General features: G+C 45.1%; 29 protein-coding genes and 1 riboswitch. Of the genes, 10 read left to right on the forward strand and 19 right to left on the reverse strand.

Features of this window, described 5'->3' with window-relative positions; genetic code table 11:
• Positions 1-253: 253 nt before the first annotated feature.
• From HUG20_RS16460 to HUG20_RS16500, 9 genes are all read right to left on the reverse strand, one after another.
• Positions 254-496, reverse strand: a complete 243-nt coding sequence (locus HUG20_RS16460; protein WP_200085771.1) for a hypothetical protein — start codon at positions 494-496, stop codon at positions 254-256.
• Positions 497-1,219: 723 nt separating this feature from the next.
• Complete coding sequence (locus tag HUG20_RS16465) at positions 1,220-1,666, reverse strand: hypothetical protein (protein ID WP_200085772.1); 447 nt, start codon at positions 1,664-1,666, stop codon at positions 1,220-1,222.
• A 326-nt stretch (positions 1,667-1,992) separates the two neighbouring features.
• Positions 1,993-2,157 carry a hypothetical protein gene (locus tag HUG20_RS16470; protein WP_200085773.1) on the reverse strand — a complete coding sequence of 55 codons (165 nt, stop codon included), beginning with the start codon at positions 2,155-2,157 and terminating at the stop codon, positions 1,993-1,995.
• A 186-nt stretch (positions 2,158-2,343) separates the two neighbouring features.
• Positions 2,344-3,741, reverse strand: coding sequence for a Fe-S cluster assembly protein SufB (gene sufB, locus HUG20_RS16475; RefSeq protein ID WP_200085774.1), 1,398 nt, complete (start codon positions 3,739-3,741; stop codon positions 2,344-2,346).
• A gap of 50 nt (positions 3,742-3,791) precedes the next feature.
• Positions 3,792-4,226: a Fe-S cluster assembly sulfur transfer protein SufU gene (gene sufU / locus HUG20_RS16480; protein ID WP_200090558.1), complete on the reverse strand. Its 435-nt coding sequence runs from the start codon at positions 4,224-4,226 to the stop codon at positions 3,792-3,794.
• The gene (locus HUG20_RS16485) at positions 4,216-5,448 is read right to left on the reverse strand and encodes a cysteine desulfurase (RefSeq protein ID WP_200090557.1); all 1,233 of its coding nucleotides are present in this window, start codon (positions 5,446-5,448) and stop codon (positions 4,216-4,218) included. Before HUG20_RS16485 ends, sufU begins: the two co-directional genes overlap by 11 nt.
• A gap of 2 nt (positions 5,449-5,450) precedes the next feature.
• The gene (gene sufD, locus HUG20_RS16490; RefSeq protein ID WP_200085775.1) at positions 5,451-6,758 is read right to left on the reverse strand and encodes a Fe-S cluster assembly protein SufD; all 1,308 of its coding nucleotides are present in this window, start codon (positions 6,756-6,758) and stop codon (positions 5,451-5,453) included.
• 19 nt (positions 6,759-6,777) lie between these two features.
• Entirely contained in the window at positions 6,778-7,569 is a 792-nt protein-coding gene (gene sufC / locus HUG20_RS16495; protein ID WP_200085776.1) for a Fe-S cluster assembly ATPase SufC, read from the reverse strand.
• Positions 7,570-7,895: 326 nt separating this feature from the next.
• Positions 7,896-8,255, reverse strand: a complete 360-nt coding sequence (locus tag HUG20_RS16500; RefSeq protein ID WP_200085777.1) for a carboxymuconolactone decarboxylase family protein — start codon at positions 8,253-8,255, stop codon at positions 7,896-7,898.
• 45 nt (positions 8,256-8,300) lie between these two features.
• Between HUG20_RS16500 and HUG20_RS16505 the strand changes: the two genes are divergently transcribed.
• Positions 8,301-8,546 (forward strand): hypothetical protein, encoded by a 246-nt coding sequence (locus HUG20_RS16505; protein WP_200085778.1) that lies wholly within the window; start codon positions 8,301-8,303, stop codon positions 8,544-8,546.
• Positions 8,547-9,008: 462 nt separating this feature from the next.
• On the opposite strand, the gene HUG20_RS16510 is transcribed toward HUG20_RS16505, so the two are convergent.
• Genes HUG20_RS16510 through HUG20_RS16520 form a run of 3 tightly spaced genes read right to left on the reverse strand, consistent with a single transcriptional unit; the run spans position 9,009 to position 11,590 of the window.
• Complete coding sequence (locus HUG20_RS16510; RefSeq protein WP_200085779.1) at positions 9,009-9,878, reverse strand: MetQ/NlpA family ABC transporter substrate-binding protein; 870 nt, start codon at positions 9,876-9,878, stop codon at positions 9,009-9,011.
• Between the two features lie 13 nt (positions 9,879-9,891).
• Positions 9,892-10,575 (reverse strand): methionine ABC transporter permease, encoded by a 684-nt coding sequence (locus HUG20_RS16515; RefSeq protein WP_281392441.1) that lies wholly within the window; start codon positions 10,573-10,575, stop codon positions 9,892-9,894.
• On the reverse strand, positions 10,568-11,590 hold the full coding sequence (locus HUG20_RS16520; RefSeq protein WP_200090560.1) for a methionine ABC transporter ATP-binding protein: 1,023 nt from the start codon (positions 11,588-11,590) through the stop codon (positions 10,568-10,570). Before HUG20_RS16520 ends, HUG20_RS16515 begins: the two co-directional genes overlap by 8 nt.
• Positions 11,591-11,795: 205 nt before the next feature.
• A riboswitch (SAM riboswitch) is annotated at positions 11,796-11,904 on the reverse strand.
• A gap of 206 nt (positions 11,905-12,110) precedes the next feature.
• Here HUG20_RS16520 and HUG20_RS16525 point away from each other — a divergent pair.
• Together HUG20_RS16525 and HUG20_RS16530 are read left to right on the forward strand one after the other, a co-directional pair.
• Entirely contained in the window at positions 12,111-13,763 is a 1,653-nt protein-coding gene (locus HUG20_RS16525; protein ID WP_200085780.1) for a M20/M25/M40 family metallo-hydrolase, read from the forward strand.
• A gap of 570 nt (positions 13,764-14,333) precedes the next feature.
• Entirely contained in the window at positions 14,334-15,245 is a 912-nt protein-coding gene (locus tag HUG20_RS16530; RefSeq protein WP_200085781.1) for a DUF4349 domain-containing protein, read from the forward strand.
• A gap of 45 nt (positions 15,246-15,290) precedes the next feature.
• Here HUG20_RS16530 and HUG20_RS16535 read toward each other — a convergent pair whose 3' ends face one another.
• From HUG20_RS16535 to HUG20_RS16545, 3 genes are all read right to left on the reverse strand, one after another.
• Complete coding sequence (locus HUG20_RS16535) at positions 15,291-16,142, reverse strand: VOC family protein (RefSeq protein WP_200085782.1); 852 nt, start codon at positions 16,140-16,142, stop codon at positions 15,291-15,293.
• 84 nt (positions 16,143-16,226) lie between these two features.
• Positions 16,227-16,610, reverse strand: coding sequence for a glycine cleavage system protein GcvH (gcvH, locus tag HUG20_RS16540; protein ID WP_200085783.1), 384 nt, complete (start codon positions 16,608-16,610; stop codon positions 16,227-16,229).
• A 24-nt stretch (positions 16,611-16,634) separates the two neighbouring features.
• Positions 16,635-16,988 carry an arsenate reductase family protein gene (locus HUG20_RS16545; RefSeq protein ID WP_200085784.1) on the reverse strand — a complete coding sequence of 118 codons (354 nt, stop codon included), beginning with the start codon at positions 16,986-16,988 and terminating at the stop codon, positions 16,635-16,637.
• A 153-nt stretch (positions 16,989-17,141) separates the two neighbouring features.
• Here HUG20_RS16545 and HUG20_RS16550 point away from each other — a divergent pair, with 153 nt between their 5' ends.
• Together HUG20_RS16550 and HUG20_RS16555 are read left to right on the forward strand one after the other, a co-directional pair.
• The gene (locus tag HUG20_RS16550; RefSeq protein WP_200085785.1) at positions 17,142-18,068 is read left to right on the forward strand and encodes a prenyltransferase; all 927 of its coding nucleotides are present in this window, start codon (positions 17,142-17,144) and stop codon (positions 18,066-18,068) included.
• Positions 18,069-18,365: 297 nt separating this feature from the next.
• Positions 18,366-18,665 (forward strand): hypothetical protein, encoded by a 300-nt coding sequence (locus HUG20_RS16555; RefSeq protein WP_200085786.1) that lies wholly within the window; start codon positions 18,366-18,368, stop codon positions 18,663-18,665.
• A gap of 87 nt (positions 18,666-18,752) precedes the next feature.
• Here HUG20_RS16555 and HUG20_RS16560 read toward each other — a convergent pair whose 3' ends face one another.
• From HUG20_RS16560 to HUG20_RS16570, 3 genes are read right to left on the reverse strand one after another with little or no spacing between them, the layout of a single operon-like run.
• Positions 18,753-20,537 (reverse strand): acyl-CoA dehydrogenase family protein, encoded by a 1,785-nt coding sequence (locus HUG20_RS16560; RefSeq protein ID WP_200085787.1) that lies wholly within the window; start codon positions 20,535-20,537, stop codon positions 18,753-18,755.
• A gap of 20 nt (positions 20,538-20,557) precedes the next feature.
• Positions 20,558-21,736: an acetyl-CoA C-acetyltransferase gene (locus HUG20_RS16565; RefSeq protein ID WP_200085788.1), complete on the reverse strand. Its 1,179-nt coding sequence runs from the start codon at positions 21,734-21,736 to the stop codon at positions 20,558-20,560.
• Between the two features lie 54 nt (positions 21,737-21,790).
• Positions 21,791-24,181, reverse strand: a complete 2,391-nt coding sequence (locus HUG20_RS16570) for a 3-hydroxyacyl-CoA dehydrogenase/enoyl-CoA hydratase family protein (RefSeq protein WP_200085789.1) — start codon at positions 24,179-24,181, stop codon at positions 21,791-21,793.
• Positions 24,182-24,386: 205 nt separating this feature from the next.
• On the opposite strand from HUG20_RS16570, the gene HUG20_RS16575 reads away from it, so the two are divergent.
• Together HUG20_RS16575 and HUG20_RS16580 are read left to right on the forward strand one after the other, a co-directional pair.
• A complete protein-coding gene (locus HUG20_RS16575) occupies positions 24,387-24,641 on the forward strand; it encodes a hypothetical protein (RefSeq protein ID WP_343073186.1) in 255 nt (84 codons plus the stop codon).
• Between the two features lie 68 nt (positions 24,642-24,709).
• Complete coding sequence (locus HUG20_RS16580) at positions 24,710-24,988, forward strand: spore coat protein (RefSeq protein ID WP_246476453.1); 279 nt, start codon at positions 24,710-24,712, stop codon at positions 24,986-24,988.
• 32 nt (positions 24,989-25,020) lie between these two features.
• On the opposite strand, the gene HUG20_RS16585 is transcribed toward HUG20_RS16580, so the two are convergent.
• On the reverse strand, positions 25,021-25,227 hold the full coding sequence (locus HUG20_RS16585; RefSeq protein WP_200085791.1) for a hypothetical protein: 207 nt from the start codon (positions 25,225-25,227) through the stop codon (positions 25,021-25,023).
• Positions 25,228-25,607: 380 nt separating this feature from the next.
• Between HUG20_RS16585 and HUG20_RS16590 the strand changes: the two genes are divergently transcribed.
• The 3 genes from HUG20_RS16590 to HUG20_RS16600 are packed head-to-tail and all read left to right on the forward strand — an operon-like array spanning position 25,608 to position 26,574.
• Positions 25,608-26,210: a sigma-70 family RNA polymerase sigma factor gene (locus HUG20_RS16590; RefSeq protein WP_200085792.1), complete on the forward strand. Its 603-nt coding sequence runs from the start codon at positions 25,608-25,610 to the stop codon at positions 26,208-26,210.
• Positions 26,200-26,337 (forward strand): hypothetical protein, encoded by a 138-nt coding sequence (locus tag HUG20_RS16595; protein WP_200085793.1) that lies wholly within the window; start codon positions 26,200-26,202, stop codon positions 26,335-26,337. Before HUG20_RS16590 ends, HUG20_RS16595 begins: the two co-directional genes overlap by 11 nt.
• Positions 26,338-26,574 (forward strand): helix-turn-helix domain-containing protein, encoded by a 237-nt coding sequence (locus HUG20_RS16600; RefSeq protein ID WP_200085794.1) that lies wholly within the window; start codon positions 26,338-26,340, stop codon positions 26,572-26,574.
• The last annotated feature ends 21 nt before the right edge of the window (positions 26,575-26,595 follow it).

Genomic DNA, 26,595 nt, shown 5'->3' on the forward strand with positions numbered 1-26,595 from the left:
GGAGAATTCTAGCGTCTCTTGAAACTCTACAGTGATTTTATCACGGAAAGGCAAATAAGGCTAAATAAAATAACCGGAAAGCAACGGGATTATGTTTCATCACATTGGTGCGGGGTAGGCCATAGCCTCTTCTTGAATGGATCGGCTTATGCAATTTCTTTGAAAACTTGGCTTTTCGCTAAGCTTTTATGGCGAAAGACATCGAAAAGACCTCTCACTATCATTGGCGAGAGGTCTTTCAAACGTGATGAGATTATGACGATCGCCCTAACCTTTTATCCGCTGAAGCCAACCTTAATTTTTGCATTGCTCGCTCAAAACTCCCGCATTTACCCTCTATTTCAGAAATAGCAGGGAGTACAGAAGCGATGATTTCACATTCCTGAACCATGTTCCTAAAATGATCGTAAGTACCCTGATCGATTGTCGTTTCACCAAGTTCTTCGCATACCAATTGAATGGCATGCATACAATCTTTTCTTGAAAAATCATTCATGAACCATCCCCCGCAAATAACTTGTCCTTCCCGCTCTGTCATCTTTTTATAAGCAATTATCGTTTAGCTGCTAAACAATCGGGTTCATCTATCTTCTTCCAAAAATATACTTTCCCGTTTATTTGCAAAACAAAACACATCATTGACGAGTGAATAACAAATCATTAGCTGTTTGACCGCCACACGGCTGCTCCGGTGATACCAGCGAAAGACATTTCGCACATAAATAGCAAGAGGACTTTTCATCTGTTATTTAACCGATCGAACCTTCCATCTCTAAGCGGGGGAATCAATGGTTCAAAATATCTCGCACGTCGGATCAATATTAATATTAATGTTAATGTTAAATTCAGACTTATCCGTAAATTTTTCCACTTGGTTAAGTTAAAGCTTTGCTCAATTAAGTTATAAGTTTCTTCTTCTTAATCGGTACGATCTAAAACAAACGAAATTTAGTGTCCCTTGTCCATATAATACCCAGGCAAAATATTTCGTCTGTTTCTTAAACCCCGATTAATTCAGGAGGACATTTTAGATTCAGAATATCTATTTCTTCCAATCTAATCCTAATTTTTCAGGGGGGTACTTTCATTACAAGACCACACCAGTTTCGATTGAATGCATGTCTCAAAGCATAGGTTGGAAATTTGAACGGGTAATCAGGCGATGTAGCATAGTTTTCTTTGACGTACTTGAAAATATTTTCTTTAGGTACATGAAAAATTATACAGATTCACGTCTTAATGTTCGTATTGCTACTTCATGGTCGCCTAAAACCTCATGGATGGATTTTTGTTCCGTTAAAAGGTGGTCAACCTTTTGATCTGTTCCTCTCAACAAGTTGCTCATATCCAGAATGGATTTCTTCATATAAGGATATTCTTCTTTTATTTCGCTCACATCCTTTTTAATCCCATTCACTTCCGTTTCAAGACTCTCAATTTTTGTTTCAACCCCTGCTACCCTTGTTTCAACCTTATCTACCTTTGCTTCAACCCCTGCTACCCTCGTTTCAATTTTGTCTACCTTCGCTTCAACCCCTCCTATCCTTGTTTCTACCCTGTCTACCTTTGTTTCAATGCCTGTTACCCTGCTTTCCATGCCCGACATTCTTTTCTCCGTATCGGTCACTTTTTCCAATATCATTTCCAACATTTTTCGATCCTCCATCATTGCTCCTCCCTTATCCCTTCTATTTTTCACACATACAAGTTCTTGTTTTCATTATATACTATATTCTCTTAGCAATGAACAATGTTCCTGCATCTTATTCATATATTTTATTTAGTTCCCTCACCAAACCGCTCCCTATAACTCATAACCATCATCATTTCGTTCAACCGTTCACCTATTAATGATACGGGTTTTTGGCCGAACGCATCGCTTCATTTATAATAGCAGTCTCTAATCTTTTTCAGACAAGGGTTTTCACCTTTTTGTTTTCCCGCGCAAGTATTTGACGTTTTTAAAATACAGGCGAAAAGCCTTCGCCCAACTTATGTAGGGATTGTCGAACAACATGCAGCTATCAGCTGAAGCCGGGATGCCGCTTCCATGGCTTCGCTTTCCGCGGACGAACGGTCAAGCCTCCTCGCGCAAAACCGGCGCTGCGGGGTCTTGGACGCGTCCGTTTTTCCGCTGGAGTCTCGCCATTGCAGCACCGTCCCTCCTTACATTGCCAGAAGTGCAAGGGTTTTTTTGCTTATAGGATGGATTTCCTTGCATCCAGCTTTGACAACATCAACGGAAAATGCTTATGTACCAGTCTTTTTCCGTTATTCAGCAGTCCCTAGTTACCAATAAAAAACCTCTCGCCAATGACAGCGAGAGGTTTTTTATCTGTTTCCTTAACCGATCGAACCTTCCATCTCAAACCTAATCAAACGGTTCATTTCGACGGCATATTCCATCGGCAGCTCTTTTGTGAACGGTTCAATGAAGCCCATGACGATCATTTCTGTCGCTTCTTCCTCGTTCAAGCCACGGCTCATCAAATAGAAGAGTTGTTCTTCGGATACTTTTGATACCGTTGCTTCGTGTTCGAGTGCGATATCATCGCTCATGATCTCATTGTACGGAATCGTGTCTGACGTAGAATCTTTATCCATAATCAACGTGTCGCATTCAATCTTGGATTTCGATCCTTGCGCTTTACGTCCGAAGTGGGAAAGTCCGCGATACGAAACTTTTCCGCCATGCTTGGAAATCGATTTGGAAACAAGCGTTGACGAACAATTTGGTGCCAAATGGTACGCCTTAGCGCCTGCATCTTGGTGTTGATTTTTCCCAGCAATAGCAATGGAAAGAACATTGCCACGCGCCCCTTCGCCTTTCATGAGGATCGAAGGATATTTCATCGTTAGCTTAGAACCAAGGTTTCCATCAACCCATTCCATCGTCGCGTTTTCATCAGCGGTGGCACGTTTCGTTACAAGGTTGTAAATGTTTGGTGCCCAATTCTGGATCGTTGTATAGCGGCAATAAGCATCTTTTTTCACGATGATCTCAACTACTGCACTATGAAGGGAATCCGTTGAAAAAATAGGCGCAGTGCAACCTTCAACGTAATGCACGGAGCTTCCCTCATCGGCAATAATCAGCGTACGCTCAAATTGTCCCATATTTTCGGAGTTGATACGGAAATACGCCTGAAGCGGCGAATCGGCTTTTACACCTTTTGGCATGTAGATAAACGAACCGCCGGACCATACCGCTGCATTTAAGGCTGAAAATTTGTTATCACTTGGCGGTATGACCGTTCCGAAGTGTTTGCGGAAAAGATCTTCGTTTTCTTTTAACGCCGTGTCTGTATCTTTAAAAATGATCCCTTGTTCTTCAAGGTCTTCCTGCATGTTATGGTAAACAACTTCGGATTCATATTGAGCGGAAACACCGGCCAAATATTTTTGTTCTGCTTCCGGAATGCCCAATTTGTCGAACGTGTTTTTTATCTCTTCCGGAACTTCATCCCAAGATTTTTCCGTGCGTTCCGACGGCTTCACGTAATACGTAATGTCATCGAAGTTCAGTTCTGACAGGTCACCGCCCCATTGAGGCATCGGCTTTTTATAAAATTGCTCCAATGCTTTCAACCGGTATTCAAGCATCCATTCCGGCTCTTCTTTCATCTTGGAGATATCCCTTACAATATCTTCAGTCAGGCCACGTTCTGAACGGTATACAGAAACATCCTTATCATGAAAACCGTATTGGTATTCTTCTAGTTCAGGCATTTTCTTTGCCATGTGAATGACCTCCTTTTAGTAGTGCAGGATGAAACATCCTTTACCCCAAATCATTCTTTATCTAACCCTTTTTCCATTGCCTTCCAGGCTAATGTTGCGCATTTAATGCGGGCAGGAAACTTTGTAACGCCTTGCAACGCTTCAATATCGCCAAGTTCATATTTTTCATCATCATAATCGTTCCCCTGAACCATCTCCGAAAATATATCGGATAGCTCCAGTGCTTCCGCAATCGTTTTGCCTTTAACTGTCTCGGTCATCATTGATGCTGACGAAAGACTAATGGAACATCCTTCCCCGGTGAATGATGCATCATTTACAACACCGTCATCCACTTTCAGGTGCAGTTGTATTTTATCCCCGCAGGAAGGGTTATTCATATTGACCGTCAGCGCATCAGCAGTCATTTCGCCGCGATTGCGTGGGTGTTTATAATGATCCATGATTACTTGTCGATACAGCGCATCAAGATTATTATTCTGCATAGACATCGCCGAAATACTCCTTTGTGGTAACAAGCGCGTCTACGAGCGCGTCTACATCTGCTTCTGTGTTGTAAAGATAAAAACTTGCCCTAGCTGTAGCAGCAACATCCAGCCAATTCATGAGAGGTCGTGCACAATGATGGCCGGCGCGTATGGCTACGCCTTTCGTATCGAGAACTGTGGCCGTATCATGAGGATGAACGCCATCGATATTGAAAGTGATAATCCCTGCCCGCTCGTTTGCTGGTGGACCGTAAACCTCAATATCATCATGGCGGCCGAGCTGATCCATCGCATAGCGGGCCAGCTGCTGTTCATGGGTTTTTATAGCATCTAAACCTATATCATTTAGAAAATCAATTGCTGCATTTAGTCCAATCGCTCCGGCAATAATCGGAGTGCCGCCCTCAAACTTATGAGGGACTTCCTTCCATGTTGCATCATAAAGGCCGACTTCGTCAATCATTTCTCCGCCAAATTCAAATGGCTCCATTTCTTCCAGCAATGCTTTTTTTCCATATAAAACGCCTATGCCGGTGGGTCCACACATTTTATGGGCGGAGAATGCGAAAAAATCGCAGTCAAGGTCTTGAACATTCACAGGCGTGTGTGGCGTGCTTTGTGCACCGTCAACGACCATAATGGCTTGATGTTCATGGGCAATTTTCGTTACTTCTTTGATCGGGTTCATGGTGCCGAGCACATTGGACACGTGCACCATTGCGACGATTTTCGTGCGCTCGCTGATGGTGGACCGCGCCGCCTCTACGGAAACCGTGCCATCCGGTTGCAACGGAATGTATTTCAAGTCTGCTCCGGTTGCCTTCGCGATCTGCTGCCAAGGGATTAAATTGCTGTGGTGTTCCATGGGGGTAAGAACGATTTCATCCCCTTCTTGCAAGTTGGCTCGCCCGTAACTTGCAGCAACAGTATTGATCGCGGTCGTCGTCCCGCGCGTAAATACAACTTCCTCTCTCCTGCCGGCATTGATAAATGTTTGGACTTTGTCACGGGCTCCTTCGTAGCCGTCGGTCGCCACCGAACTGAGCGTATGCACACCTCGATGAACATTCGAGTTGTAACGGCGGTAATAATCCTCCATTGCTTCAATGACCGAAATCGGTTTTTGGGACGTAGCCGCATTATCCAGGTAAACAAGCGGGCTGCCATTTATCTCTTGGTCTAAAATAGGGAAGTGTTCACGCACATCTTGTACGTTCAACATTAATAAACTTTCCCTTCAATGACTTCCGAAAGCCGTGTTTTAACAGCTTCAATTGGAAGCGCCCCGACAACCGGCTCCAAAAATCCGTGAATAATTAGCCGCTCGGCTTCTGCCTGTGACAGCCCCCGGCTTTTCATATAAAACATTTGGATCGGATCAATTTTACCAACAGAAGCCGCATGGCCGGCCGTTACTTCATCTTCATCGATCAACAAAATCGGGTTGGCGTCTCCTCGTGCTTTCGGTGAAAGCATGAGCACACGGCCCGTTTGTTCACTGTGAGAGTTCGTTCCACCTTTTTCAATCTTGTTAATCCCGTTAAAAATCGATGTCGAACTATCTTTCATAACCCCGTGGGTAAGGATATAACCTTCGGTTTGTTTCCCGTGCGCCACGACGTCGCTCGTAAAGTTTTGCGTTTGATTTCCGCGACCTACATGAACGGTTTTCGTATCACCGTATGAACCTTCTCCCATAAGATAAGTGGTATTTTCGGAAATAGTATTCCCTTCGTTCATTTGGCCGAGTGCCCATTCAATCCGAGCGTCCTTATCCAATGTTGCACGTCGAACGACATACGTGGTTACACCACTTTCGAGATTATCGACCGCTCCGTATTTAATCTTTGATCCCTGGGCACCGTACACTTCCGATACAATATTGCCATACGCTTCATCTTCGGTGAACGACACATAGTTTTCCAAGTACGTCAGACTGCTGTTCGCTTCAGCAACCATTAGCACGTGGTTAAAAAGACCTGTCTTTACATCATCTTGCCAGAAGATCGTTTGAATCGGGGACTGCAGTTCCACGTTTTTCGGCACATAGATGAAAATCCCGCCGTTCATCAATGCTGTATTCAGCGCTGTCAAGCGATTTTCGTTTGTTTTCACGGCGCCGCTCATCAAGTATTTCTCAACGAGATCGCCATGCTCTTTTACTGCCGTTTCGATATCCGTGAAAATAACGCCGTTATCGACAAGTTCCTGTGCAACTTTGTTAAAAGTCGTCTTTCCGTCCCGCTGGACAATCAGATTTTGCACATCTTTTTCTTCTCCCGCCAGACGGGTCACCTCTGCAGGAAGATCGGAAAAACGTTGACTTTCCGGCTCGTCGGCTTCAATCTTTTCAAAGCCCGTAAATTTCCATCTTTTTAAACTTGTTTTATCCGGATTCGGCATCGGAAGATCCTCTGCCTCGGTCAGTGCTTCTATTCTTTTATCCGCTAACCAAGCGGGCTCTCCTCTTTTTTCCGACCATTTTTTAACGGTTTCACTGTCAAACGTCCATTTTGTTTCAACTGCCATCGTTTGTCACCTCCTACCTTTACGCTTCTTGACTGTGCCCTACACGCTCATCTTCAATGCCGAGTTCTTCCTTGATCCAGTCGTAGCCTTCATTTTCAAGACGTTGGGCAAGCGTTGCATCCCCAGACTTAACAATGCGCCCTTGCATGATAACGTGTACGTAATCTGGTTCGATGTAGTTAAGCAAACGCTGATAGTGGGTAATAATTAAGCAACCGAAGTTATCCGAACGCATGCTGTTTACGCCTTTCGAAACAACTTTCAAAGCGTCAATGTCAAGGCCGGAGTCCACTTCGTCCAAAATCGCAATTTTCGGCTCCAACATAAGAAGCTGTAAAATTTCATTCCGCTTTTTCTCCCCGCCGGAGAAGCCTTCGTTTAAATAACGGGTAGAGAAGGATTCATCCATATCGAGCGTTTGCATTTGTTTATCCATCTTTTTAATAAACTTCATCAATGGAATTTGATCGCCTTCTTCGCGATTCGCGTTAATCGATGTACGCAGGAAATCAGATGTTGTAACACCTGTCACTTCACTTGGATATTGCATGGCAAGGAACATGCCGGCCCGCGCACGCTCGTCCACTTCCATTTCAAGGACGTCTTCGCCATCGAGTTCGACACTTCCCTGTGTAATTTCATAACTTGGATGGCCCATGATAGCCGAAGCAAGGGTTGATTTCCCCGTGCCGTTCGGACCCATAATGGCATGAATTTCACCGCCATTTATTTCTAAATCGAAACCTTTAATGATTTCAGTTCCTTCAATTTCAACGTGTAGATCTTTAATTTTCAACGTTGATCCAGCCATTCTAAAACCTCCGTTTATCGTACTGCAACGAATTCCGTTGCGAATGTTTCTCAATCTATCATCATTATTAGTTTATAACAAATTCAATCTTCGTTCAAGGGATTTCGCCTATATCTTCAACAGATCACATCTCCTTTCTTTACAGCCAATGTTTTAAAATAAAACAGCCCCTAACATATTATTAGACTGCCGTTCCCCTAGTATGAAGGTTTTTAAGTTACGTTTCAAACAATAACCGCTGTAATGGCAAAAAATAAAACGTCTGACCCAAAGGTTACCAGACGCGTTTTCTAATTCTCATTCATTATCAATTATCTGTTTCTGTTTCATGAACCGGTGTCGAACGTTTCGATGGCGTCTCGCACCACCGTGACCGCTTGGCTTAAAGCCGCGTCTCCCCGAAAGGAAACCGCCACCGCAACAGCCTCCATGATTTCCTCTTCACTGCAATCTTCATCGATACAATTTTTCGCATGGTTAATGATCGAATATTCTTCATTCATACAGACACTAATTGCAAGCGCAATGAGATATTTGTCTTTCGCTTTTAATTCCCCTTCCGCAAAGCACGCGTCTGTAAACGCATTGAATTTTCGTGTAAGTTTCGGCAGTTGCCCCGATAAATAGTTCATACCATCTTTATATTCCTGCAAGGCTTCCTCGATGAATGTCTCGTCCTGTGCCATCGGTTCATCTCCCTTTTTGCAGCTAAGTTGTTTTTCCCGATTAGCATGTGCAGGAAAAGGAAAAAAATACATATCAAGAAAAACAACGTCCATTTCGCCCCGGAAAAAGCAGCAAACGCCGGCGATGTAGCAGTTTCATCGCTAGAAATGGCCCTGGATAACATGGGTTTCTCACGGTCCTTTGAAGAAGTGGACGGAAGAATTCGTGAAATTTTGAAAAATATCCATGGTAACAGCACAGAAGCTGCCGAAACGTATAATTGTGCCGGCGACTTGGTCATCGGCGTATAAATTTCCGGCTTCCTAAAAGTTGCCGACGCCATGATTCCACAAGGGGTTGTGTAAGTATATGAATAAAATTCTCGGTGCATTAATAACGGATATCCACGGATGTCTGGGAAAAAAACCGTTTTGATGCAGTCCAGACACATTTGTGAAATAAGCGCCCGATGCAAGCGGACGAATGTCGGTTGACGCCATCCTAATCAAAAGTTGGACCTTTTATGGTGTCATTGTCGTCAATGGACGCCATTAAATGTATAAATTGAGTTGTTTTATGGCGTCATCACTATCCGATGACGCCATGATATGTAAGTTTCTGTAGATTCATGGCACTCAAACGATTGCAAGCTGACATATATGGGGGATACACACACTTCTCAGTAATGTTCCGCTGCTCTCGTTGTTTCTTACCTACTGAAAAAAACGTCCCTCCGAAGGGTTTGCCGCCTTCGAAGGGACGCTATTAAACAATTACTCTTCGACGGGAACGACTGCTCCATCATACTCTTCTTCCATAAAATCCTGAACTTCCGGCGATTGTAAAACGTCCACAAGGGTAGCAATAGCTTCATCATCTTCATCCTCGCTATTTACCACAACCACATTCACATACGGGTTATCGGCACCCGCTGATTCTGATGCGATCGAATCTTCAAGAGGTAACAAGTCATGGTCGATGGCAAAGTTGGAATTAATCAAAACCGCGTCTCCTTCACCATTTTCGTAAGCCTGCGGCAACAAAGCCGGTTCATACTGCGGCTCGAAATCGAAGTCATGGGGGTTTTCTTCAATATCGTCCAACGTCGCTTCGACCCCTTCACCTTCCGCCAATTCGATCAGCCCTTCCTCTTCGAACATCGTCAAGACACGGCCATGATCCGCAACGGAGTCACTCATAAGGATGGTCGCGCCTTCCGGCAATTCATCGAGGCTATCGTAATCTTGGCTGTATACGCCGATCGGTTCGATATGAACACCGCCAACATCAACGAAATCAAACCCAAACTCGTCAATGTGATCTTCAAGAAATGGGATATGTTGATAAAAATTGGCGTCTAAATCGCCGTTATCCAACGCCTCGTTAGGAATGACATAGTCATTGAATGTTTCGATTTGCATATCAACTCCCTCTTCTTCGAGTAGGTCTTCCGCAAACTCAAGAATTTCAGCGTGAGGTACGTTTGTGGCACCAACGACTAATTCAGATGGCTCTTCATCATCTGCGGCTTCGGTACTTTCACCTTCTTCCGCTTCATCACCTGCTTCTTCATCATCTGCTCCGCAGGCGACAAGTACGGTTGTCAGTGTCCCTAAAGCAATCAGTTTATAAAACTTATTCATTTCAATTCTCCCCTTATCTTTTATCAATTTTTCGTGTGATAACATCACCGATTCCTTGAATAATAAACACGATGACCGAGATGATGACCGTCGCAACGATCGTCACATCCGAGCTGTTACGCTGAAAACCGTCACGAAACGCCAGATCCCCTAACCCGCCGGCGCCGATGACGCCTGCCATCGCCGTATAGCTGACGAGCAATATCGCAGTGACCGTAACGCCGGACACGAGCGCAGGCAACGACTCGGGAATAAATACCTTGAAAATGATTTGCTTTTGGTTCGCGCCCATAGACCTGGCTGCTTCCACGACACCTTTATCCACCTCACGCAAGCCGATTTCCACAAGGCGGGCATAAAAAGCCGCGGAACCGATCACGAGTGCCGGTAAAGCTGCGTTCGGGCCAAGCATTGTTCCCATCACAACATTCGTAAACGGAATGAGCAAAATAATTAAAATGATGAATGGCACGGAACGAAAAATATTTACAAATCCAGTGGTAACAATGTTTACAATTTTATTTTCCCAGAGCTGTCCTTTTGAAGATAAGAAAAGAATGAGACCAAGAATGATACCTAAGAAAAAAGTAAACAAGATCGCGACCCCACTCATATAGAGGGTCTCCCACGTGGCTTCCAGCATGTTTCCCCAATCAACGTTTTCTAGCATGTTTTCCCGATCGATTTCATCAAGCATCGGCAATCACCTCTGCTTCCACCCGGTGGCCGTAAAGAAATTGAATGGCTTCTTTTAATTGCGCTCCATCCCCTTCGATGGAAACGTATAAACTGCCATAGCTCCCGTGCTGCGTTTTGGCAATATTTCCTTGTAAAATATTCACCGTTACGCCAAACGAACGGATTAATTCGGATACGACCGGTTTTTCCGCGTCATCCCCGACAAACGTTAAGCGAATGACGGTCCCCTTTTCTCGCTTGAGCTGCTCTTCAATGGCTTCATTGGAATCTTCCGGGTCGGTGACTTGCTTGACGAATGTTTTCGTAATCTCTTGTTGAGGATCTCTAAAGACATCCAACACATTTCCCAACTCAACAATTTTGCCATCTTCCATCACGGCAACACGCGAACAAATTTTTTGCACCACTTGCATTTCGTGGGTAATGATGACAATCGTGAGCCCTAATTTTTGGTTGATATCGTGGAGCAAATCAAGAATCGCGCCAGTCGTTCGCGGGTCAAGCGCGGAGGTCGCCTCATCACACAAGAGCACTTTCGGTTCATTGGCAAGCGCCCGGGCAATGCCGACCCGTTGCTTCTGCCCGCCGCTCAGTTGCGATGGATAAGACGCTTCCCGCCCTTTCAAACCAACGAGTTCGATCAACTCTTCCACACGCTCGTTACGTTTTGCTTTTGCAATACCGGCAACTTCAAGGGGGAAAGCAATGTTTTCCCGAACGGTTCGCGACCATAGGAGGTTAAAATGTTGAAAGATCATGCTGATTTCTTGCCTTGCGCCCCTTAAGTCTCGATTGGATAGATCCAAAATGTCACGATCTGCAATTTTTAATGTGCCGGTCGTGGGCGTTTCCAATCGATTAAGGAGACGTACGAGCGTGCTTTTCCCCGCACCGCTGTAACCGACAATTCCGAAAATCTCTCCCTTTTCAATATCTAAATTAATCTCTTTTACCGCTTCGATGGATTGTCCTTTTAATTGAAACGTTTTCGAGATGTTATTCAGATGTATCAGTGGATGGACCTCCTTTCTTTTTATTCCTACTATCCTGATAGGCTCAGTGTTTTTTCGTTTAGAAAACTTGGCTTTTCGCCAAGCTTTTATGGCGAAAAGCCCTAGTTGCACTTATGTAGGAAAGAAAGTTGATTTATACTTTCTTTCCTACCAAAAAAATAACCCTTTAGCCCTACGATGAGCAGAAAGGTTACGCATCATTTCTGTCTCATCTTCCAAGGATGAACACCTTGCAGGAATTGGCACCTTTGTAATTCGCCATTACCGGTTGCCGGGCTTCATCGGGCCAGTCCCTCCACCGCTCCAGATAAGAATAGTATTCTATGAATGCGTTTATTTTAGCACCGGCCCCCTATGCTGTCAACGTATACGATTCATCGGGCATGCGTTGTTGTCATGCGGCATGGACCGGTTTCGGGCATCTTATGGTCTCGTTTCCGAATCCCAATATAGCAATAGTCAAGTTTGGCGCGTTACAATAGATATATGTAGCTATGTCACCGAGAGGAGTTTTCCTATCATGTATGAGCAGTTGGCAACGCTGTGTGAAGCAGAGCAGGCGGAATGGTTAACGATGAAGCTCGTTGCTCTCGATAGCACGAACGGGAGCGCGGGCGAAATTGAAATATCCGATTATCTACATAAGCTTATTCGTTCCTTCCCATATTTCCAAAAACATCCCGAGCACATATGGTTACAGACGATCCCAAATGACAAGCGCAAGAATGTGTTTGCTTTTTTACCGGGAAAGGCGAACGCAAAAGAAACGATCCTTTTTCATGCCCATTATGACACCGTGGGCATTGAAGATTATGGGACACTGAGTGCGCATGCTTTCGATCCGGAGGCGTTGCTCGCCTATTTTTCCGATGATGTGACAAATACAGAAATCAGGGAAGATGCTGCAACCGGCGATTGGTTGTTCGCTCGCGGATCAGCGGATATGAAAAGCGGCATTGCGGTTCACCTCGTGAACCTGCTCCGATTCGCGGAACACGAACGGCCGACAGGCAATATCCTCCTGCTCATCACCGCTGACGAAGAAAGCGAACACGCAGGGATGAAGGCTGCAATCACAGAGTTGCAATATCTCCGAAACGAATGGAGGATCCACTACAAGGCGGCCATCAACAATGATTATATTTCTCCGCAATATGAAGGGGACAGCACGCGCTATATGTACACGGGCACATGCGGGAAAGTTTTGCCGTGTTTTTATGTAGCCGGAAAAGAAAGCCATGTCGGCGACACGATGACGACGGTGAATCCAACATCGATAGCCTCCAAATTAAACTTGGAACTTCATAACAATGTTGAGATCGCCGAACAAATGAAAGAGGAATTCATTTTGCCGCCGACATGCTTATATCAACGGGATAACAAGCAAACGTATGACGTGCAAACAGCAACGAGCGCTTACATCTATTTTAATTTTTGTTTATATGAACGTACTGTACACGAAGCAACGACACGGTTGTTGGAAATCGCGCGAAGATCGGCAGAAGAAGTGTCAAAAGAATACGAAAGCCGCTATCAAGCTTTTACAAAACAAATGGGCAGGGATCCGAAAAACCTCGATTGGTCCGTCGAAGTCACTACGTTTGAAGCTTTCAAAAAGGAATTGGAAGCATTGAACGCTCCCGTTGCCGATACGATCGAACAAACCGCACACACCTTTCGGCACCTCGACATCCGCGAACGTTTTTTCAAAATCGTGGAAGCCATGCAAATGTTGGATCCTGCCCGCAAACCGAGAGTCGTTCTTTTTTACGCTCCTCCGTTCCTACCCCATAATCACTTGCAGGAAGGGGCGAAAGACCATGACCACTTATTAAAAACACTTGACGAAGCGCTTGCCGCATCTGAAAAGATAAGCGGTGAAACCTATCGCATCCGCCGTTTTTTTCCTTTTATATCCGATAGCAGTTATCTTGCAATCCAAGAAAGCGATGACGAACTGGCAGCGCTTATTGATAACTTTCCCAGATGGGGCAAAGATTACGAGGTGCCCCTTTCCGAGATACGCAAACTGAGCATCCCCGCCCTCAACATGGGGGTATATGGCAAAGACGCTCATCAATGGAGCGAACGGTTGTATAAACCATTTAGTTTCCGGGTTTTACCGGGGTTGATTCGAGACGTGACCGCACGGGCATTTGGCAACTCATCCTGAACCATGGAGGCGATCATGTTGGCGGGTTTAAATTGTAATTATTGTTAGAAAACTTGGCTTTTCGCCAAGCTTTTATCGCGAAAAGCCTTCGCCCAACTTATGTAGGGAATGCTGAACAACTTGCAGCTATCAGCTGAAGCCGGGATGCCGCTTCCATGGCTTCGCTTTCCGCTATTCAGCAATCCCTATGTAGGTAAGAAAGTTGATTTATACTTTCTTACCTACCAAGAAAAAAATACCGTACCGAACACGCGCCAAGAAACGATTAAAAGACACCGAGCTCATTTGTCCCAACTGCTATCGGGAGAATGAGCTTGATAAAGCACTGATCAACTTGAGTCGATTGATCTTTTATGTGACGGTAAGTTTTTTTCTTGCTACCCTTGTTTACGGTTTCATGAGTAATTGGATAGCGGATCCACTGTTTAGCTTTTATCTCGGATTAATCCCGGCAATCATTTATCCGTTGTTATCGATGTTTTTAATTCGAGTGGAACCAGATTGAAAATATGTAACACTTACAACTGGAATACGTCACATTTAAAAAGAGTGCATTAAAGGAGGGGGAGCGTGGTTCGTCGATTTTTTTATTCTTTCGTTTTTCTTATAGGATTCGCGGTCGCGGGATGCAGCGATGATGAAACGGCCCAGCACGAGCGAGCGGACACGCACAGTAATGATGAAGCCGAGTTTGCAGTCGAAGAAGCCGACGACACGGGAGACTCCGAAGGTGAGGTTTCAACGACTGACGAAGAAACGAACGACAGCACGGAAGACATAACAGACGTTGATGTGTCGGATCAAATGATTATTTACAACGGGGATATTTCTATTGAAGTGGATCAATTCGATGATGCCCAACGTCAAATTGAAGAGCACGCGGAACAAATGGACGGCTATGTCGTTGAATCCAACGTTCATGACCGTGATGATGAAGCAGGAAACCGGAGCGGAACGTTTTCGGTGCGGATCCCACAGGAAAACTTCACCTCGTTTTTGGATGAATTGGAAGCCATAGGGACGGAAGTGTTGGAACGTTCCACTTACGGAGATGATGTCACAGAGGAATACGTCGATTTAGAATCACGCCTCCAATCCAAGGAGACGGTTGAAGAACGCCTGCTTGCGTTTATGGAAGAAGCAGAAAACACAGAAGATCTTCTCGATATTTCCGATGATCTAGCTTCCACCCAAGAAGAAATCGAACAAATCGAGGGACGTATGAATTATTTGGAAAATCACGTCGCATATTCTACGGTGAACATTGATATACAAGAGGTTGCCGCTTCCACCTTACAAGATCGGGAATCATTGAATATATGGGGGCAAGCAACAAGTCTTTTCACGGATACAGTGAATGTGCTGGTTTCCCTCTTCTCCGGATTGGTCATATTCATGATCGGTTTGTCCCCTGTGATTATACCCTTGCTGGTGATAGGAGCAGCCGTCTTGTTTTTCCTGAAAAGAAGACAGAAGCGTTAAGTTATCATTCAACCTCGCGCCCATCCGAGAAACCATCGGAGACGTTCAAACCTCTAAATGAATACGATTCCCTGAAGGGTCCGTCGTGACAAAAACCCCATTTTCTTTTGTCACAGCAGCTCCGATTTTTTCAACATTTGCTACGACGCGTTCCCTCGTTGCTTCATCCGGCAAATTTATCGTGAAAAATTTCAAGCCGGGGCTTTTATCCGGTGGCGCGGGCGCACCCACCCCAGTCCAAGTATTCAAGCCTATATGATGATGATAGTTACCACTGGAGATGAAAAGGGCTTGATCCCCGAGTTTGCTCACAATATCAAAACCGAGCCCTTCGGTATAAAAAGGCTTCGTCTTTTGCAAATCTGCCACATGTAAATGGATATGGCCCATAACAGTGCCGGCAGGCAATCCTTTCCATAACTCTCCTTCTTTCTTTTCGGAAAGAATACCGGGAACATTGAGCGGGTCCACGGCCATCGCTACTTGCCCGTTCTCCCAATCCCATTCCGACGAATCACGGTCTGCATAAATTTCTATCCCATTTCCATCCGGATCCGATAAATAAAGAGATTCACTGACCCAATGGTCCGAGGAACCGACACGGACGCCTTTTTCAATAAAGTAGTTAATGATATTCGCCAAATCGGCACGACGAGGTAACAGTAAAGCGAAGTGATACAACCCTGTCGATCTGCTTGGTTTTGGTAGTGCTTTTTTAAGTTGTTCGATTGAGACAAGACTGGTTTTTCCATCTGCCGTTAACTGAGCGGTTGTTTTTGTTTGTTCTAGAACCTTAAAGCCAATGACCTCTTTATAAAATTGAATGGAACGTGCCAAATTTTCTACTTTAATCGTCACGTGCTCAACAAACGTTGTCGGTTTGTTATGAAAACCCATATTCTCTTCTCCTTGTAAAAAAAGCCTATATTGTATACTCAGCATTGTACAAAAAGCCACTCCCCATTGGGAGTAGCTCCTTTTTTATTCTTCACCAACCATTTCATCATACGCCTCAGCACTCATCAATTCGTCCAATTCAGCTTTATCGGCAGGCTCGACGACGACCATCCAAGCTTTGTCGTATGGAGATTCATTGACGAATTCCGGAGAATCTTCAAGTTCTTCGTTGATTTCCACCACTTTGCCGCTTATCGGCGCGTAAAGTTCGGAGACGGTTTTTACCGATTCCACACTGCCAAATGGCTCATTCACTTCAATTTGATCGCCCACTTCCGGAAGTTCAACGAATACGATGTCGCCAAGTTCGTCTTGCGCGAAGGATGTAATCCCAATTCGAACCTTGTCCCCTTCTTCTTTTACCCATTCATGTTCTTCCGAATACTTTAATTCTTTTGGTGACGCCATAATATCTCCTCCTTATCAAATAGTTTACTTCCAGTTATCGAGAAACGTTGCTTCCTTAAACCCAAGTGTGACGGTTTTTCCATCGGTCACAATCGGCCGTTTAATAAGCATGCCATCCGACGATAACCAATCGATGATTGTTTCTTCATTTGCTTCCGGAAGCTTGTCCTTTAAACCCATTTCACGATATTTTTTTCCGCTCGTATTAAAGAACTTCTTCCATTCCAGGCCACTCTTTTCCTTTAGGTCCTTGAGTTCCTCACGTGTCGGCGGTTCCTTAACAATATGTCTCTCTTCATAAGGTACGTCATGGGCATCCAACCATTTCTTTGCTTTTTGGCAAGTGCCGCATGGCGGATAACTAAAAACGGTAAGCAAATCTTAACCCCCTTTATGTACCGTAAGGTTCACTCATCATTATACGATATTTTTGAAAACGTTTATACTATAGAGATTGAAAAATTTCCCCGTTTCAGCGAGTAAATATATTATAATAGGAACACCTCTCAACAAAAAGGAGCTTTTCCTATCATGGCAACCCGAGCGCTAACCATCATCCAAGGAAGTTGGCAATTGTTGCGACTTATGGCTGTCGCCTCTTCAAGTTTTTCGACTATTCTATCTACCATGCTTCCACTCATCTTATTTTACTCGATCTCAACGGATACCGTCCTCTCTCTTTTTATGATGCTAACCGTCGGTGCGCTCTTCTTCCACGGTGTGCTCACCCATATGTTAAATGATGTATCCGATTATAAATCAGGCACGGATGCACACAGTCCGGCAATTCTCTCGGGCGGAAGCCGCGTCACGCAAGATGGGTATTTTTCTGTTGAGGACCTGGAAAAGCTCGGCGACCGCCTGATTTATGCCATTATTTTTGCCTGTATCGCGCTTGTTTTCCTTGGATTCTATGAAATTTCCATGTTGTTATTAATCGGTGTATGGGCTGCCGCCTCCTATTCACGGGTTCCCCTCCAACTCAGTTACCGCCCGTTTGCAGGTGAAGTATTTAGTTTGTTTCCATCTATGCTGGCGCTTGGATTAGCCGGCGCGTGGCTAGCATTGGATGCCATTCCCTTGTGGGCATGGCAAAACGCTACGATCAACGCCCTCTTTTGCGTGTCATGGGTCATGGTTCACCATATCCCTGACCGGATTGCCGACCAGCACGCTGCGCCAAAGAAACGAACATCTGTCGTATGGGCAATGGAAACATTCGGCCAATCGTTTAGCCGTTTGCCGGCTCTGTTTTATCTTTTTTTAACCGGAGTATGCATTTTTTGGATGGGAACGGAACGGCTATGGGCAGCCTTAGGGGTGCTCGTATTTGTCGCCGCTTCCGCCATTCTTGTTACTAAAATGAACATCGATGATAATCAGCAAGTTTCTACATGTGAAAAAATAATGCTGCTGCTCGCGATCGTTAACGCGATCTGGCTGGGTGTTTTTATGTAACGACGATGTCCCAGGAACACTTTTGATTAATTTTGGGTGCCTAAGAGGCAACAAATAAAAGGTATAAGTGCTAACCAAGTGAGTTTCCGGCGTTACCTGTATGGGGAAGGGGAAACTGCATCCCCCAAATTGAAAGTTTTTTGCTTTTCAGGGACGCCAGAAATGCAAGGGTTTTGTTGCTTATAGGATGGATTTCCTTGCATCCAGTTTTGACAACACCAACGGAAAATGCTTATGTGCCAGTCTTTTTCCGTTATTCAGCAGTCCCTATTTAAGATTGGAGCGAATGAAGAAGTTATGTCTTGGATACTGGGTTATCTGTTACTTGCGTTTATTCCAAGCTATATTTTTTATAAATTTTTTAAAACAGACTGGTTCGTTTATATCCCCATGTTAGTTACATCAGGAATTATCTTCTTGCTAATTCTTTTGGGGGGTTATGAATGGGGGACGGCAGATTTCATTCACTGTGAGGATCATGGGTTTAACTGTGCGTCTGTGGCTTATTTATTACTTATATTCATTGGCCCTTACTTTATAGCAACGATTGCAGTTGGATCTGCATTGTATAACCTTAAGCTTAAACGAGGGACATAACAATAAACTTTGACTTCGCCATAAACGAGGCTTAAACACCGACAACCTCAAAAACCCGCGCCATCCGAACGGCGCGGGTTGATTTTCTTATACCTCATACCTTTTCTTGTCGATGACTCTGTCGGCGATTTCCCGCTTTACGCCAATCACGTTGACCGGTGTGCGGCGGGTAAGTTTTCTTACCATGGAAAGCATGGTGCGCAAATTGTCTCCTTCTTCCATGTGGATGAGGGATTCTTTGACATCTGCTTCAATGTTTTGCAACCCTTCTTCGCAAATAACTTGGGTAAGCGAAAGTTTCATCGCTTCGTTTTCCACGCCATTTTGCTCAATCGCTTTTTCCGTACGCGCGATTGCCGATTCCATGTTGTAAATCTCATTTACAATATCCGCCGTATTCAAAAGAAGTTCTTGTTCATCTTCGATTTTCTCTCCGTATTTTTGCATGGCATTTCCCGTTCCCATGAGAAATAATTTCTTCGCATTGGCGAGAAGATATTTCTCTTTTTCCAGCGGCTCATCTCCAGGTTCTTCCGGCATGAAAGCCATGAGTTCTTCTTGAAGGCCTTTTGCCTTATCGAGGAAAGGAAGTTCCCCTTTCATCGTTTTCCGGATTAACGTCCCGGGAACAAGGAGGCGGTTAATTTCGTTCGTTCCTTCAAAAATACGGTTAATACGGGAGTCACGATACATACGCTCTACTTCATATTCCGCCATAAAGCCGTAGCCGCCATGGATTTGAACGGCTTCATCCGTCGTATAATCCAAGGTTTCCGAACCGGCGACTTTCGTTAATGAACACTCAATGGCGTACTCGGCAATGCCTTTTGCGATTCGTGAACCATCCTCTTGTTCTTCTTCCGTCAGCTCGCCCAATTGCTTCTCGAACAGTCCGCCGGTGCGGTAGATGGAACTTTCAAGGGCATACGTTTTCGCCGCCATCGAAGCCAATTTTTCCTGGATCGTTGTAAAACGGGCAATTGGCGTATTAAATTGCTTCCGCTCAGTGGCGTAGCTCGCCGCTAATTCAATTGCGCGTTTGCTCCCCCCGAGACAGCCGACACCAAGTTTGTAACGGCCCATGTTCAGAATATTAAAAGCAATGATATGCCCGCGCCCGATTTCACCGAGCACATTCTCTTTCGGCACCTGAACATCTTCAAGAATAAGCGTCCGCGTCGAGGATCCTTTGATGCCCATTTTCTTCTCTTCAGGACCGGTCGAGACGCCGTCATATTCACGCTCCACAATAAATGCAGTAAATTTGTCGCCATCGAGTTGCGCGTAAACGACGAATACATCAGCGAAAGCGGAGTTTGTGATCCATTGTTTTTCCCCGTTCAAAACGTAGTGGGTTCCTGCATCGTTCAGAACGGCCGTTGTTTTCGCACTAAGCGCATCGGAACCGGAACTTGGTTCGGTCAACGCATAAGCCGCAATTTTTCTTCCGCTCGCGAGATCCGGAAGATACCTTTTCTTTTGTTCTTCATTCCCGAAAAATACAATCGGTTGGGAACCAATGCCAACGTGGGCGCCGTGACTGAGCGAGAAACCACCGGCTCGGAAAAACTTCTCGGTAATGAGGGTTGAACTGATTTTATCGAGGCTCAGCCCTTCATATTTCTCAGGTACATCCGCACCGAGCAGCCCAAGTTCTCCGGCTTTCGTTAAAAGATCCCGGGAAACGTCAAATTCATGGTTTTCAATGCGATCAATCTGTGGACCCACATCTCCTACAACGAAGTCTTCCGTCGTTTTCGCGATCATAGTGTGTTCTTCCGTAAATTCCTCCGGTGTAAACACATCCTCCTTGTCCACTTCATCCAGTAAAAAGCCGCCGCCTTTAATGCTTGTTTTCATGGTTTCTGCCATTTGTAATCGCTCCCTTACAATTATAGTAATTCAAACACGCCTGCTGCACCCATGCCGCCGCCGATGCACATCGTGACGATGCCAAACTGTTCATTCCTACGCTTCATTTCATGAATCAATGAAAGCGTGAGCTTCGTGCCCGTGCAACCGAGCGGATGTCCAAGCGCAATCGCTCCGCCATTGACATTCACTTTGTCGTGATCAATGCCCAGTTCGCGAATCACTTGCAAGGATTGGGAAGCAAACGCTTCATTTAATTCGAAAAGGCCAATATCACCTTTTTCCAATCCGACAATATCAAGCACTTTCGGAATCGCTTCTACGGGGCCGATGCCCATCACTTCGGGACGTACACCGGAAACAGCCATCCCGCGAAACTTGGCAAGGGGTTTGAGGCCATCGGTTTCAGCCATCTCTCGGTCCATGACAAGGACGGAAGCAGCGCCATCACTCGTTTGCGAGGCGTTCCCCGCGGTCACGCTCCCTTTCGGATGAAACACCGGACGCAAGCCGCTCAGTTTTTCTGCCGTCGTATCCGGGCGAACCCCTTCATCACGGGAAAACGTAATCGTGTTCTCCTGCAACTTATTGTCACTTCCGACCGAGCGTTGTTTGACCTCCACCGGAACGATTTCGTCGTCGAATCGACCTGCATCAATCGCTGCCGCTGCCCGCTTATGACTTTCTGCCGCAAACGCATCTTGATCCTCGCGACTCACATCAAATTCTTGCGCTACTTGTTCAGCGGTATGGCCCATTTGCATGTAATATTCCGGAGCCTCTTCCACAAGTTTCGGGTTTGGAGCGATCACGTGTCCGCCCATCGGAATAAGACTCATCGATTCCGTCCCGCCGGCAATCGCCGCTTTCGAGTGTCCGAGCATAATGCGTTCTGCCGCGTAACTGATGCTTTGCAAACCCGAAGCGCAGTAACGATTAATCGTTGCGGCAGGTACGGTATGCGGCAATTCTGCCAACGCGGAAATACTCCGTGCCACGTTCATCCCTTGTTCTGCTTCAGGCATGGCGCACCCGATCACGACATCATCGATCTTTGAGGCGTCATAATCCCCTGCCCGTTTTAACGTTTCTTTAATCGTGGCCGCTGCATAGTCATCCGGCCTTGTATTCGCAAGCGTTCCTTTTTTCGCTTTTCCTACGGGTGTCCGTGCTCCAGCTACAATAACCGCTTCTTTCAACAGCTTCCCCTCCCAATCTTTGTACCTTTCTTTCATAGACCAAGTATTTTCCGATTAATTACGCAAAGGCTTTCCGGTTTTTAACATATGCTGCATACGCTGTTGCGTTTTTGGTTCGGCAATTAAACTTAAAAATGCTTCCCTTTCAAGGTCTAACAAATAATCCTCATCAACGTTCGTTCCTTTAGGCACACGTCCGCCGGCGATTAGAAACGCAAGTTTACCGGCGATTTTTAAGTCGTGGTCACTGATTTGGCCGCCGGTCCGCATAGACTTGGCACCAAGCAACATCGTTGCATATCCGGTTTCGCCGACAACCGGAATGGCTTGGCGAACCGGAGGCTGATATCCTTTTTCATGCAGTTCCTGTACCTTTTGTTTCGCGTACCAAACCGTGTGGTTGCTATTGGCGATAATGGCATCACGATCGCTCATAAATCCGTTTTCCGCTGATTCTTGTGCCGATGTCCCCACTTTGGCCATAGCGATTTTTTCAAAGACGGCATTCGCTACCGGTTGCAAGTCAATGTCGGCATCCTCGGGGATTTTTTCAAGTTCGCGAATGTATAATTCTTTATTTCCGCCTCCCCCGGGAATAAGTCCTACGCCGGTTTCCACCAAGCCCATGTACGTTTCCGTTGAAGCCTGGATACTCGCCGAAGGCAAGCAAATTTCCGCTCCGCCGCCGAGGGTCATTTGGAAAGGTGCGGCAATGACCGGTTTTTTGCTGTAACGAATACGCGATGTCATGCCTTGGAAGCGTCGAATAACCATATCGAGCTCATCAAATGCATCATCTTGCGCTTCCATGAGCATCATCATAAGATTTGCGCCGACACAGAAATTCTTTCCTTTGTTGGCAATGACGAGTCCTTTGTAATTTTTCTCCACTTCATCAAGTGCTTTATTCACCATTTGGATAACGTCTAACCCAATTGAATTGTTCGGGGATGTGAAGGTCAGGGCTGCTACATCATCACCGAGGTCGGTAAGAACAGCTCCCGCGTTTTTCGTGATGACGTTCGCTTCGTTTTTCAGAAGCGTTGCTACGTCAATCTCTTTCTCATTAATGTCCGGTTTTTGATAAGCGCCTTTGTGATAAAAGTCACCGGCGGCGTTGTAAAAGCTTTTATAGCCGGCGTTGAGCATGTTTTTTACCCACGCGGGCATATTTTCGCCTTCTTCTTCCATCTTTTTAACAGAACGTTCGACATCAAGGGCATCCCAAACTTCGAAGGGGCCTAGATCCCAACCGAATCCCCATTTCATGGCGTTATCAATCGACGCGATGTCATTGGCGATTTCATCGCTTTTTTCCGCCGAATAAATCAACGAGGCCTTTAATGTGTCCCACGTAAATTCCCCGGCTTTATCATCAGCATACGCGAGTGCTTGAATTTTCGCCGCTTTTCCCTTTGCTTGTTCCGCCGCTTGGACAGAGGGTGCTTTTAATTTTTGGCCTTGGCGGTACTCCATTGTTTCAGGATCAAGTTCCAAAATTTCTTTGTTTTCGCCCTTCCCTTTTTTCAAATAAAAGCCTTGCCCTGCTTTTGCGCCGATCCAACCCTTTTCCGCCATGTCTTTTAAAAATTGGGGAGGATCAAAAATGTCTCGTTCTTCGCCTTCCACTTGCTCGTAGACATTGCGGGCTACATGCACAAATGTGTCCAGACCAACGACATCAAGCGTTCGGAACGTGGCGCTTTTCGGACGGCCGATCAACGGGCCCGTAATGGAGTCAACCTCGGTGATGGACAGCCCCATTCCCTTCATTTTCCGGGCACTGACGAGAAGGCCGTAGGTCCCGATACGGTTGCCGATGAAATTTGGCGTGTCTTTCGCCTCCACAACACCTTTCCCAAGCACTTCTTCCGCAAACGTTTTCATATTAGCCAGCACATCGGCATCGGTATCTTTTGTCGGGATAACCTCAAGCAAGTGAAGGTAACGAGGCGGGTTGAAAAAATGAGTGCCCATGAAATGGCGCCGGAATTCTTCACTCCGTCCTTCAGACATGGCATTGACTGAAATCCCGGATGTATTTGACGTCACGATGGTGCCGGGCGAGCGATGTTGCTCCACTTTTTCAAAAAGTTGCTGTTTGACCTCCAATTTTTCCACGACGACTTCAATAATCCAGTCCACGTCGGCAAGACGTCCAATGTCATCTTCAAAATTCCCGACTTCAATTTTGTTTGCATTCTTTTTTGATGCAAGCGGTGCGGGGTTTTGTTTGAACAATTTTTTCTTGTTCTCGGCCGCGAGCCTATTGCGGACAGCGCGATCGTCTAAGGTTAATCCTTTTGCTTTTTCATCATCGGTTAATTCATTAGGGACAATATCAAGGAGCAATACCGGAATGCCTACGTTAGCAAGATGCGCGGCAATACCGGAGCCCATCACACCGGAACCCAGTACTGCTGCACGTTGGATATTTTTCTTCATCATTAGCCTCCCTTTTTTGAATGAATGTTCATTCATTAAAGCTCAATAAGGATTCACAAACAGCGCATTTGCTTTTTGTGATAAACATGAAATCAGTATCTGTCTATACTATAAAAGATTTTTCCTGACTTAGCAACACATATTGCATATTTCCTTTTCGTTTGGTGAAGCTAGCAACTAGTCTAGGATAAAGGAGGAACGGAGAATGGATATGCAACAACAACCCGGGCAATCAGGGCAGCAAAACATGATGATGGAACCGCCTAAAGTGCTTTCCACAAAAGATCAGCTTTATCTGTCCGATATGTTGAACTGGAACCTTACCGCCACAAAGAAGGCAAACTTTTATGCAGGGCAGTGCAACGACAACGATATTAAAAGTGCTTGCCAACGTGTTGCGCAAATGCATGAAAACCATTATCAAACGCTTCTTTCTCTCTTACAACAACACACGCAATAAAGGAGATGAGAACCATTTCAGGGCAAAAAATACAAAACCCCCAAACAAACGTCCCAAAAACACAACAAATGAACGATAAAGATTTTATTACCGATCTTTTGTCCACAGAAAAATACATGACTTCTTCGTATGGCACAGCCATGAATGAAGCTAGCCATATGCAACTATACCAAGAAATCAATTCCATCTGTAACGACACCGATCAATGCGCGCGTGATTTATTCAACACCATGTTTCAAAAGGGATGGTATGCCCTTGAAGGAGCTCCACAACAAACGATTCAACAAACGTTCCAGGAATATTCGGGCATGACAAGTCAACTTCCTTCCGGAAGCATGCCGCACTAATGATGAAAGGCCCCGGATAAAGGGGCCTTTTTTTACATTTGCAATTTTTCTTCTTCATACAATTCCTTTTTCGTTCTCTTGCTCAACAAACCATACAAGCTTGTAAAAACAATCCCACAAAAACCTAGAACCTGGGCGATCGTACTAATGGCTTCCACAGAAGTAATGAGACCGAAAAAGAAAAAGAATATTGAGGCAGTCATCGCGCTCAATATCAACAACAAACGTTGCATTTTCATATTTGTCACCTTCCAATATTTCTATCATTATCCTTATGTGCATCACACGCTTCCTATTCATTTTTAATAATTTTCAATATTGAATAAATATAGAGGGAGAGATCAAAAGGATGTTAGTTTTATTATTAAACCATTGAATAGGTTATTTGTCAAGCTTTTTTTGCTTCAATTTGTGCGCGAATGGAGGTGACGGTGGTCATGGCGACCAAAATGACCTACCTCCATTGATTTCGGGCTCCATAGGTAGCTCAGTCGTATGTCTTCCCGGCTTGCAATTTTTTCTTCTAGGAATTATAATTTTAGAACAAATGTTCGTTTCATGTTGAAAAAAGCTCCTCAATTTTCCTTTCTGCACTATAGACAAAAGGGAGGGTGAGTCAATGAATCACGACACGATAGAGCAACTCAAAAAAGAATGCCCTCGGATGGCCATATTTTTCGACAACAATCCTCAACTGGCCAAACAGCAAATCTTTCAAGGTTTTCTTGAATACGATGAATATCAGCACATTTTCATACAAGCGGTTTGTTTTCCCAATCACGGTGCATTCCGGGCACTGAACGAAGCATTCAAGGACCATTATGCGAATGTGCAGTTTACGTACTATTTAACAAAAACACTGTATTGGACTTCCGTCCAATATGACCAACGCCGACGGGAACAAAGGGATAACCAGCGTCTCATGATGGACAACCTCCACGAAACCGGAACCATTTGGTATCCATGTGAAAATATGCCCGATATCATCACCGAAACGAGCGACCTTGGCACATGGAGTGAAGACGTTGAACTGACGAACGCATTGCGCCAATTAACAGCTAAACAACAAATCGTTATTATTGAACGATATGGCTACGAGCGAACAAACAATGAAATCGCGCGCTTATTGAACGTAAGCCCGCAAGCCATTTCCCGAACGCATTCGCACGCGCTTAAACGTCTTCGCACTATTTTGCAAAGGAAGTGGGAAAATGATGCTTGAATTTTTAGGACAATTCGGTTTGCCATTTTTGTTCGCCGTTTATCTCTTTTATCGATTTGAAAGGCGTATTGAGCGATTGGAAAATATCCTCCACAACGAGGCAGCACAAGAAAGGAGAAATCGCTAAATGATCCGTCACTATGTAAAAGAAGCACAACGCGGCGACCGGGAAAAACTCGCAACGTTGATCCATCAGTTTGAACCGAAAATAAGAAATTGCCTATGGCAAACGACTCCCGGGGAAAGAGACGACCTGCGCCAAGAATTGATGCTCAAGCTAATCGAAATCACGCTCCATTACGATCCGGAAAAAGCTCCCACCTTCACCGAATTCAACACATCCCTCCACGTTAAAAAAACTTGACTTCTCGCCAAAAATGGCGAA

Source organism: Salicibibacter cibi (genome assembly GCF_016495865.1).
Lineage (GTDB): Bacteria > Bacillota > Bacilli > Bacillales > Marinococcaceae > Salicibibacter > Salicibibacter cibi.

What these genes read in the sequence shown, in the direction of transcription:
- HUG20_RS16460 (WP_200085771.1), bottom strand. Translation starts at nt 496, where the DNA reads ATGAATGATTTTTCAAGAAAAGATTGTATGCATGCCATTCAATTGGTA.
- HUG20_RS16465 (WP_200085772.1), bottom strand. Translation starts at nt 1,666, where the DNA reads ATGGAGGATCGAAAAATGTTGGAAATGATATTGGAAAAAGTGACCGAT.
- sufB (WP_200085774.1), bottom strand. Translation starts at nt 3,741, where the DNA reads ATGGCAAAGAAAATGCCTGAACTAGAAGAATACCAATACGGTTTTCAT.
- sufU (WP_200090558.1), bottom strand. Translation starts at nt 4,226, where the DNA reads ATGCAGAATAATAATCTTGATGCGCTGTATCGACAAGTAATCATGGAT.
- sufD (WP_200085775.1), bottom strand. Translation starts at nt 6,758, where the DNA reads ATGGCAGTTGAAACAAAATGGACGTTTGACAGTGAAACCGTTAAAAAA.
- sufC (WP_200085776.1), bottom strand. Translation starts at nt 7,569, where the DNA reads ATGGCTGGATCAACGTTGAAAATTAAAGATCTACACGTTGAAATTGAA.
- HUG20_RS16500 (WP_200085777.1), bottom strand. Translation starts at nt 8,255, where the DNA reads ATGGCACAGGACGAGACATTCATCGAGGAAGCCTTGCAGGAATATAAA.
- HUG20_RS16505 (WP_200085778.1), top strand. Translation starts at nt 8,301, where the DNA reads ATGTGCAGGAAAAGGAAAAAAATACATATCAAGAAAAACAACGTCCAT.
- HUG20_RS16510 (WP_200085779.1), bottom strand. Translation starts at nt 9,878, where the DNA reads ATGAATAAGTTTTATAAACTGATTGCTTTAGGGACACTGACAACCGTA.
- HUG20_RS16515 (WP_281392441.1), bottom strand. Translation starts at nt 10,575, where the DNA reads ATGCTTGATGAAATCGATCGGGAAAACATGCTAGAAAACGTTGATTGG.
- HUG20_RS16525 (WP_200085780.1), top strand. Translation starts at nt 12,111, where the DNA reads ATGTATGAGCAGTTGGCAACGCTGTGTGAAGCAGAGCAGGCGGAATGG.
- HUG20_RS16535 (WP_200085782.1), bottom strand. Translation starts at nt 16,142, where the DNA reads ATGGGTTTTCATAACAAACCGACAACGTTTGTTGAGCACGTGACGATT.
- gcvH (WP_200085783.1), bottom strand. Translation starts at nt 16,610, where the DNA reads ATGGCGTCACCAAAAGAATTAAAGTATTCGGAAGAACATGAATGGGTA.
- HUG20_RS16550 (WP_200085785.1), top strand. Translation starts at nt 17,142, where the DNA reads ATGGCAACCCGAGCGCTAACCATCATCCAAGGAAGTTGGCAATTGTTG.
- HUG20_RS16555 (WP_200085786.1), top strand. Translation starts at nt 18,366, where the DNA reads ATGTCTTGGATACTGGGTTATCTGTTACTTGCGTTTATTCCAAGCTAT.
- HUG20_RS16560 (WP_200085787.1), bottom strand. Translation starts at nt 20,537, where the DNA reads ATGGCAGAAACCATGAAAACAAGCATTAAAGGCGGCGGCTTTTTACTG.
- HUG20_RS16570 (WP_200085789.1), bottom strand. Translation starts at nt 24,181, where the DNA reads ATGAAGAAAAATATCCAACGTGCAGCAGTACTGGGTTCCGGTGTGATG.
- HUG20_RS16575 (WP_343073186.1), top strand. Translation starts at nt 24,387, where the DNA reads ATGGATATGCAACAACAACCCGGGCAATCAGGGCAGCAAAACATGATG.
- HUG20_RS16580 (WP_246476453.1), top strand. Translation starts at nt 24,710, where the DNA reads ATGAACGATAAAGATTTTATTACCGATCTTTTGTCCACAGAAAAATAC.
- HUG20_RS16585 (WP_200085791.1), bottom strand. Translation starts at nt 25,227, where the DNA reads ATGAAAATGCAACGTTTGTTGTTGATATTGAGCGCGATGACTGCCTCA.
- HUG20_RS16590 (WP_200085792.1), top strand. Translation starts at nt 25,608, where the DNA reads ATGAATCACGACACGATAGAGCAACTCAAAAAAGAATGCCCTCGGATG.
- HUG20_RS16595 (WP_200085793.1), top strand. Translation starts at nt 26,200, where the DNA reads ATGATGCTTGAATTTTTAGGACAATTCGGTTTGCCATTTTTGTTCGCC.
- HUG20_RS16600 (WP_200085794.1), top strand. Translation starts at nt 26,338, where the DNA reads ATGATCCGTCACTATGTAAAAGAAGCACAACGCGGCGACCGGGAAAAA.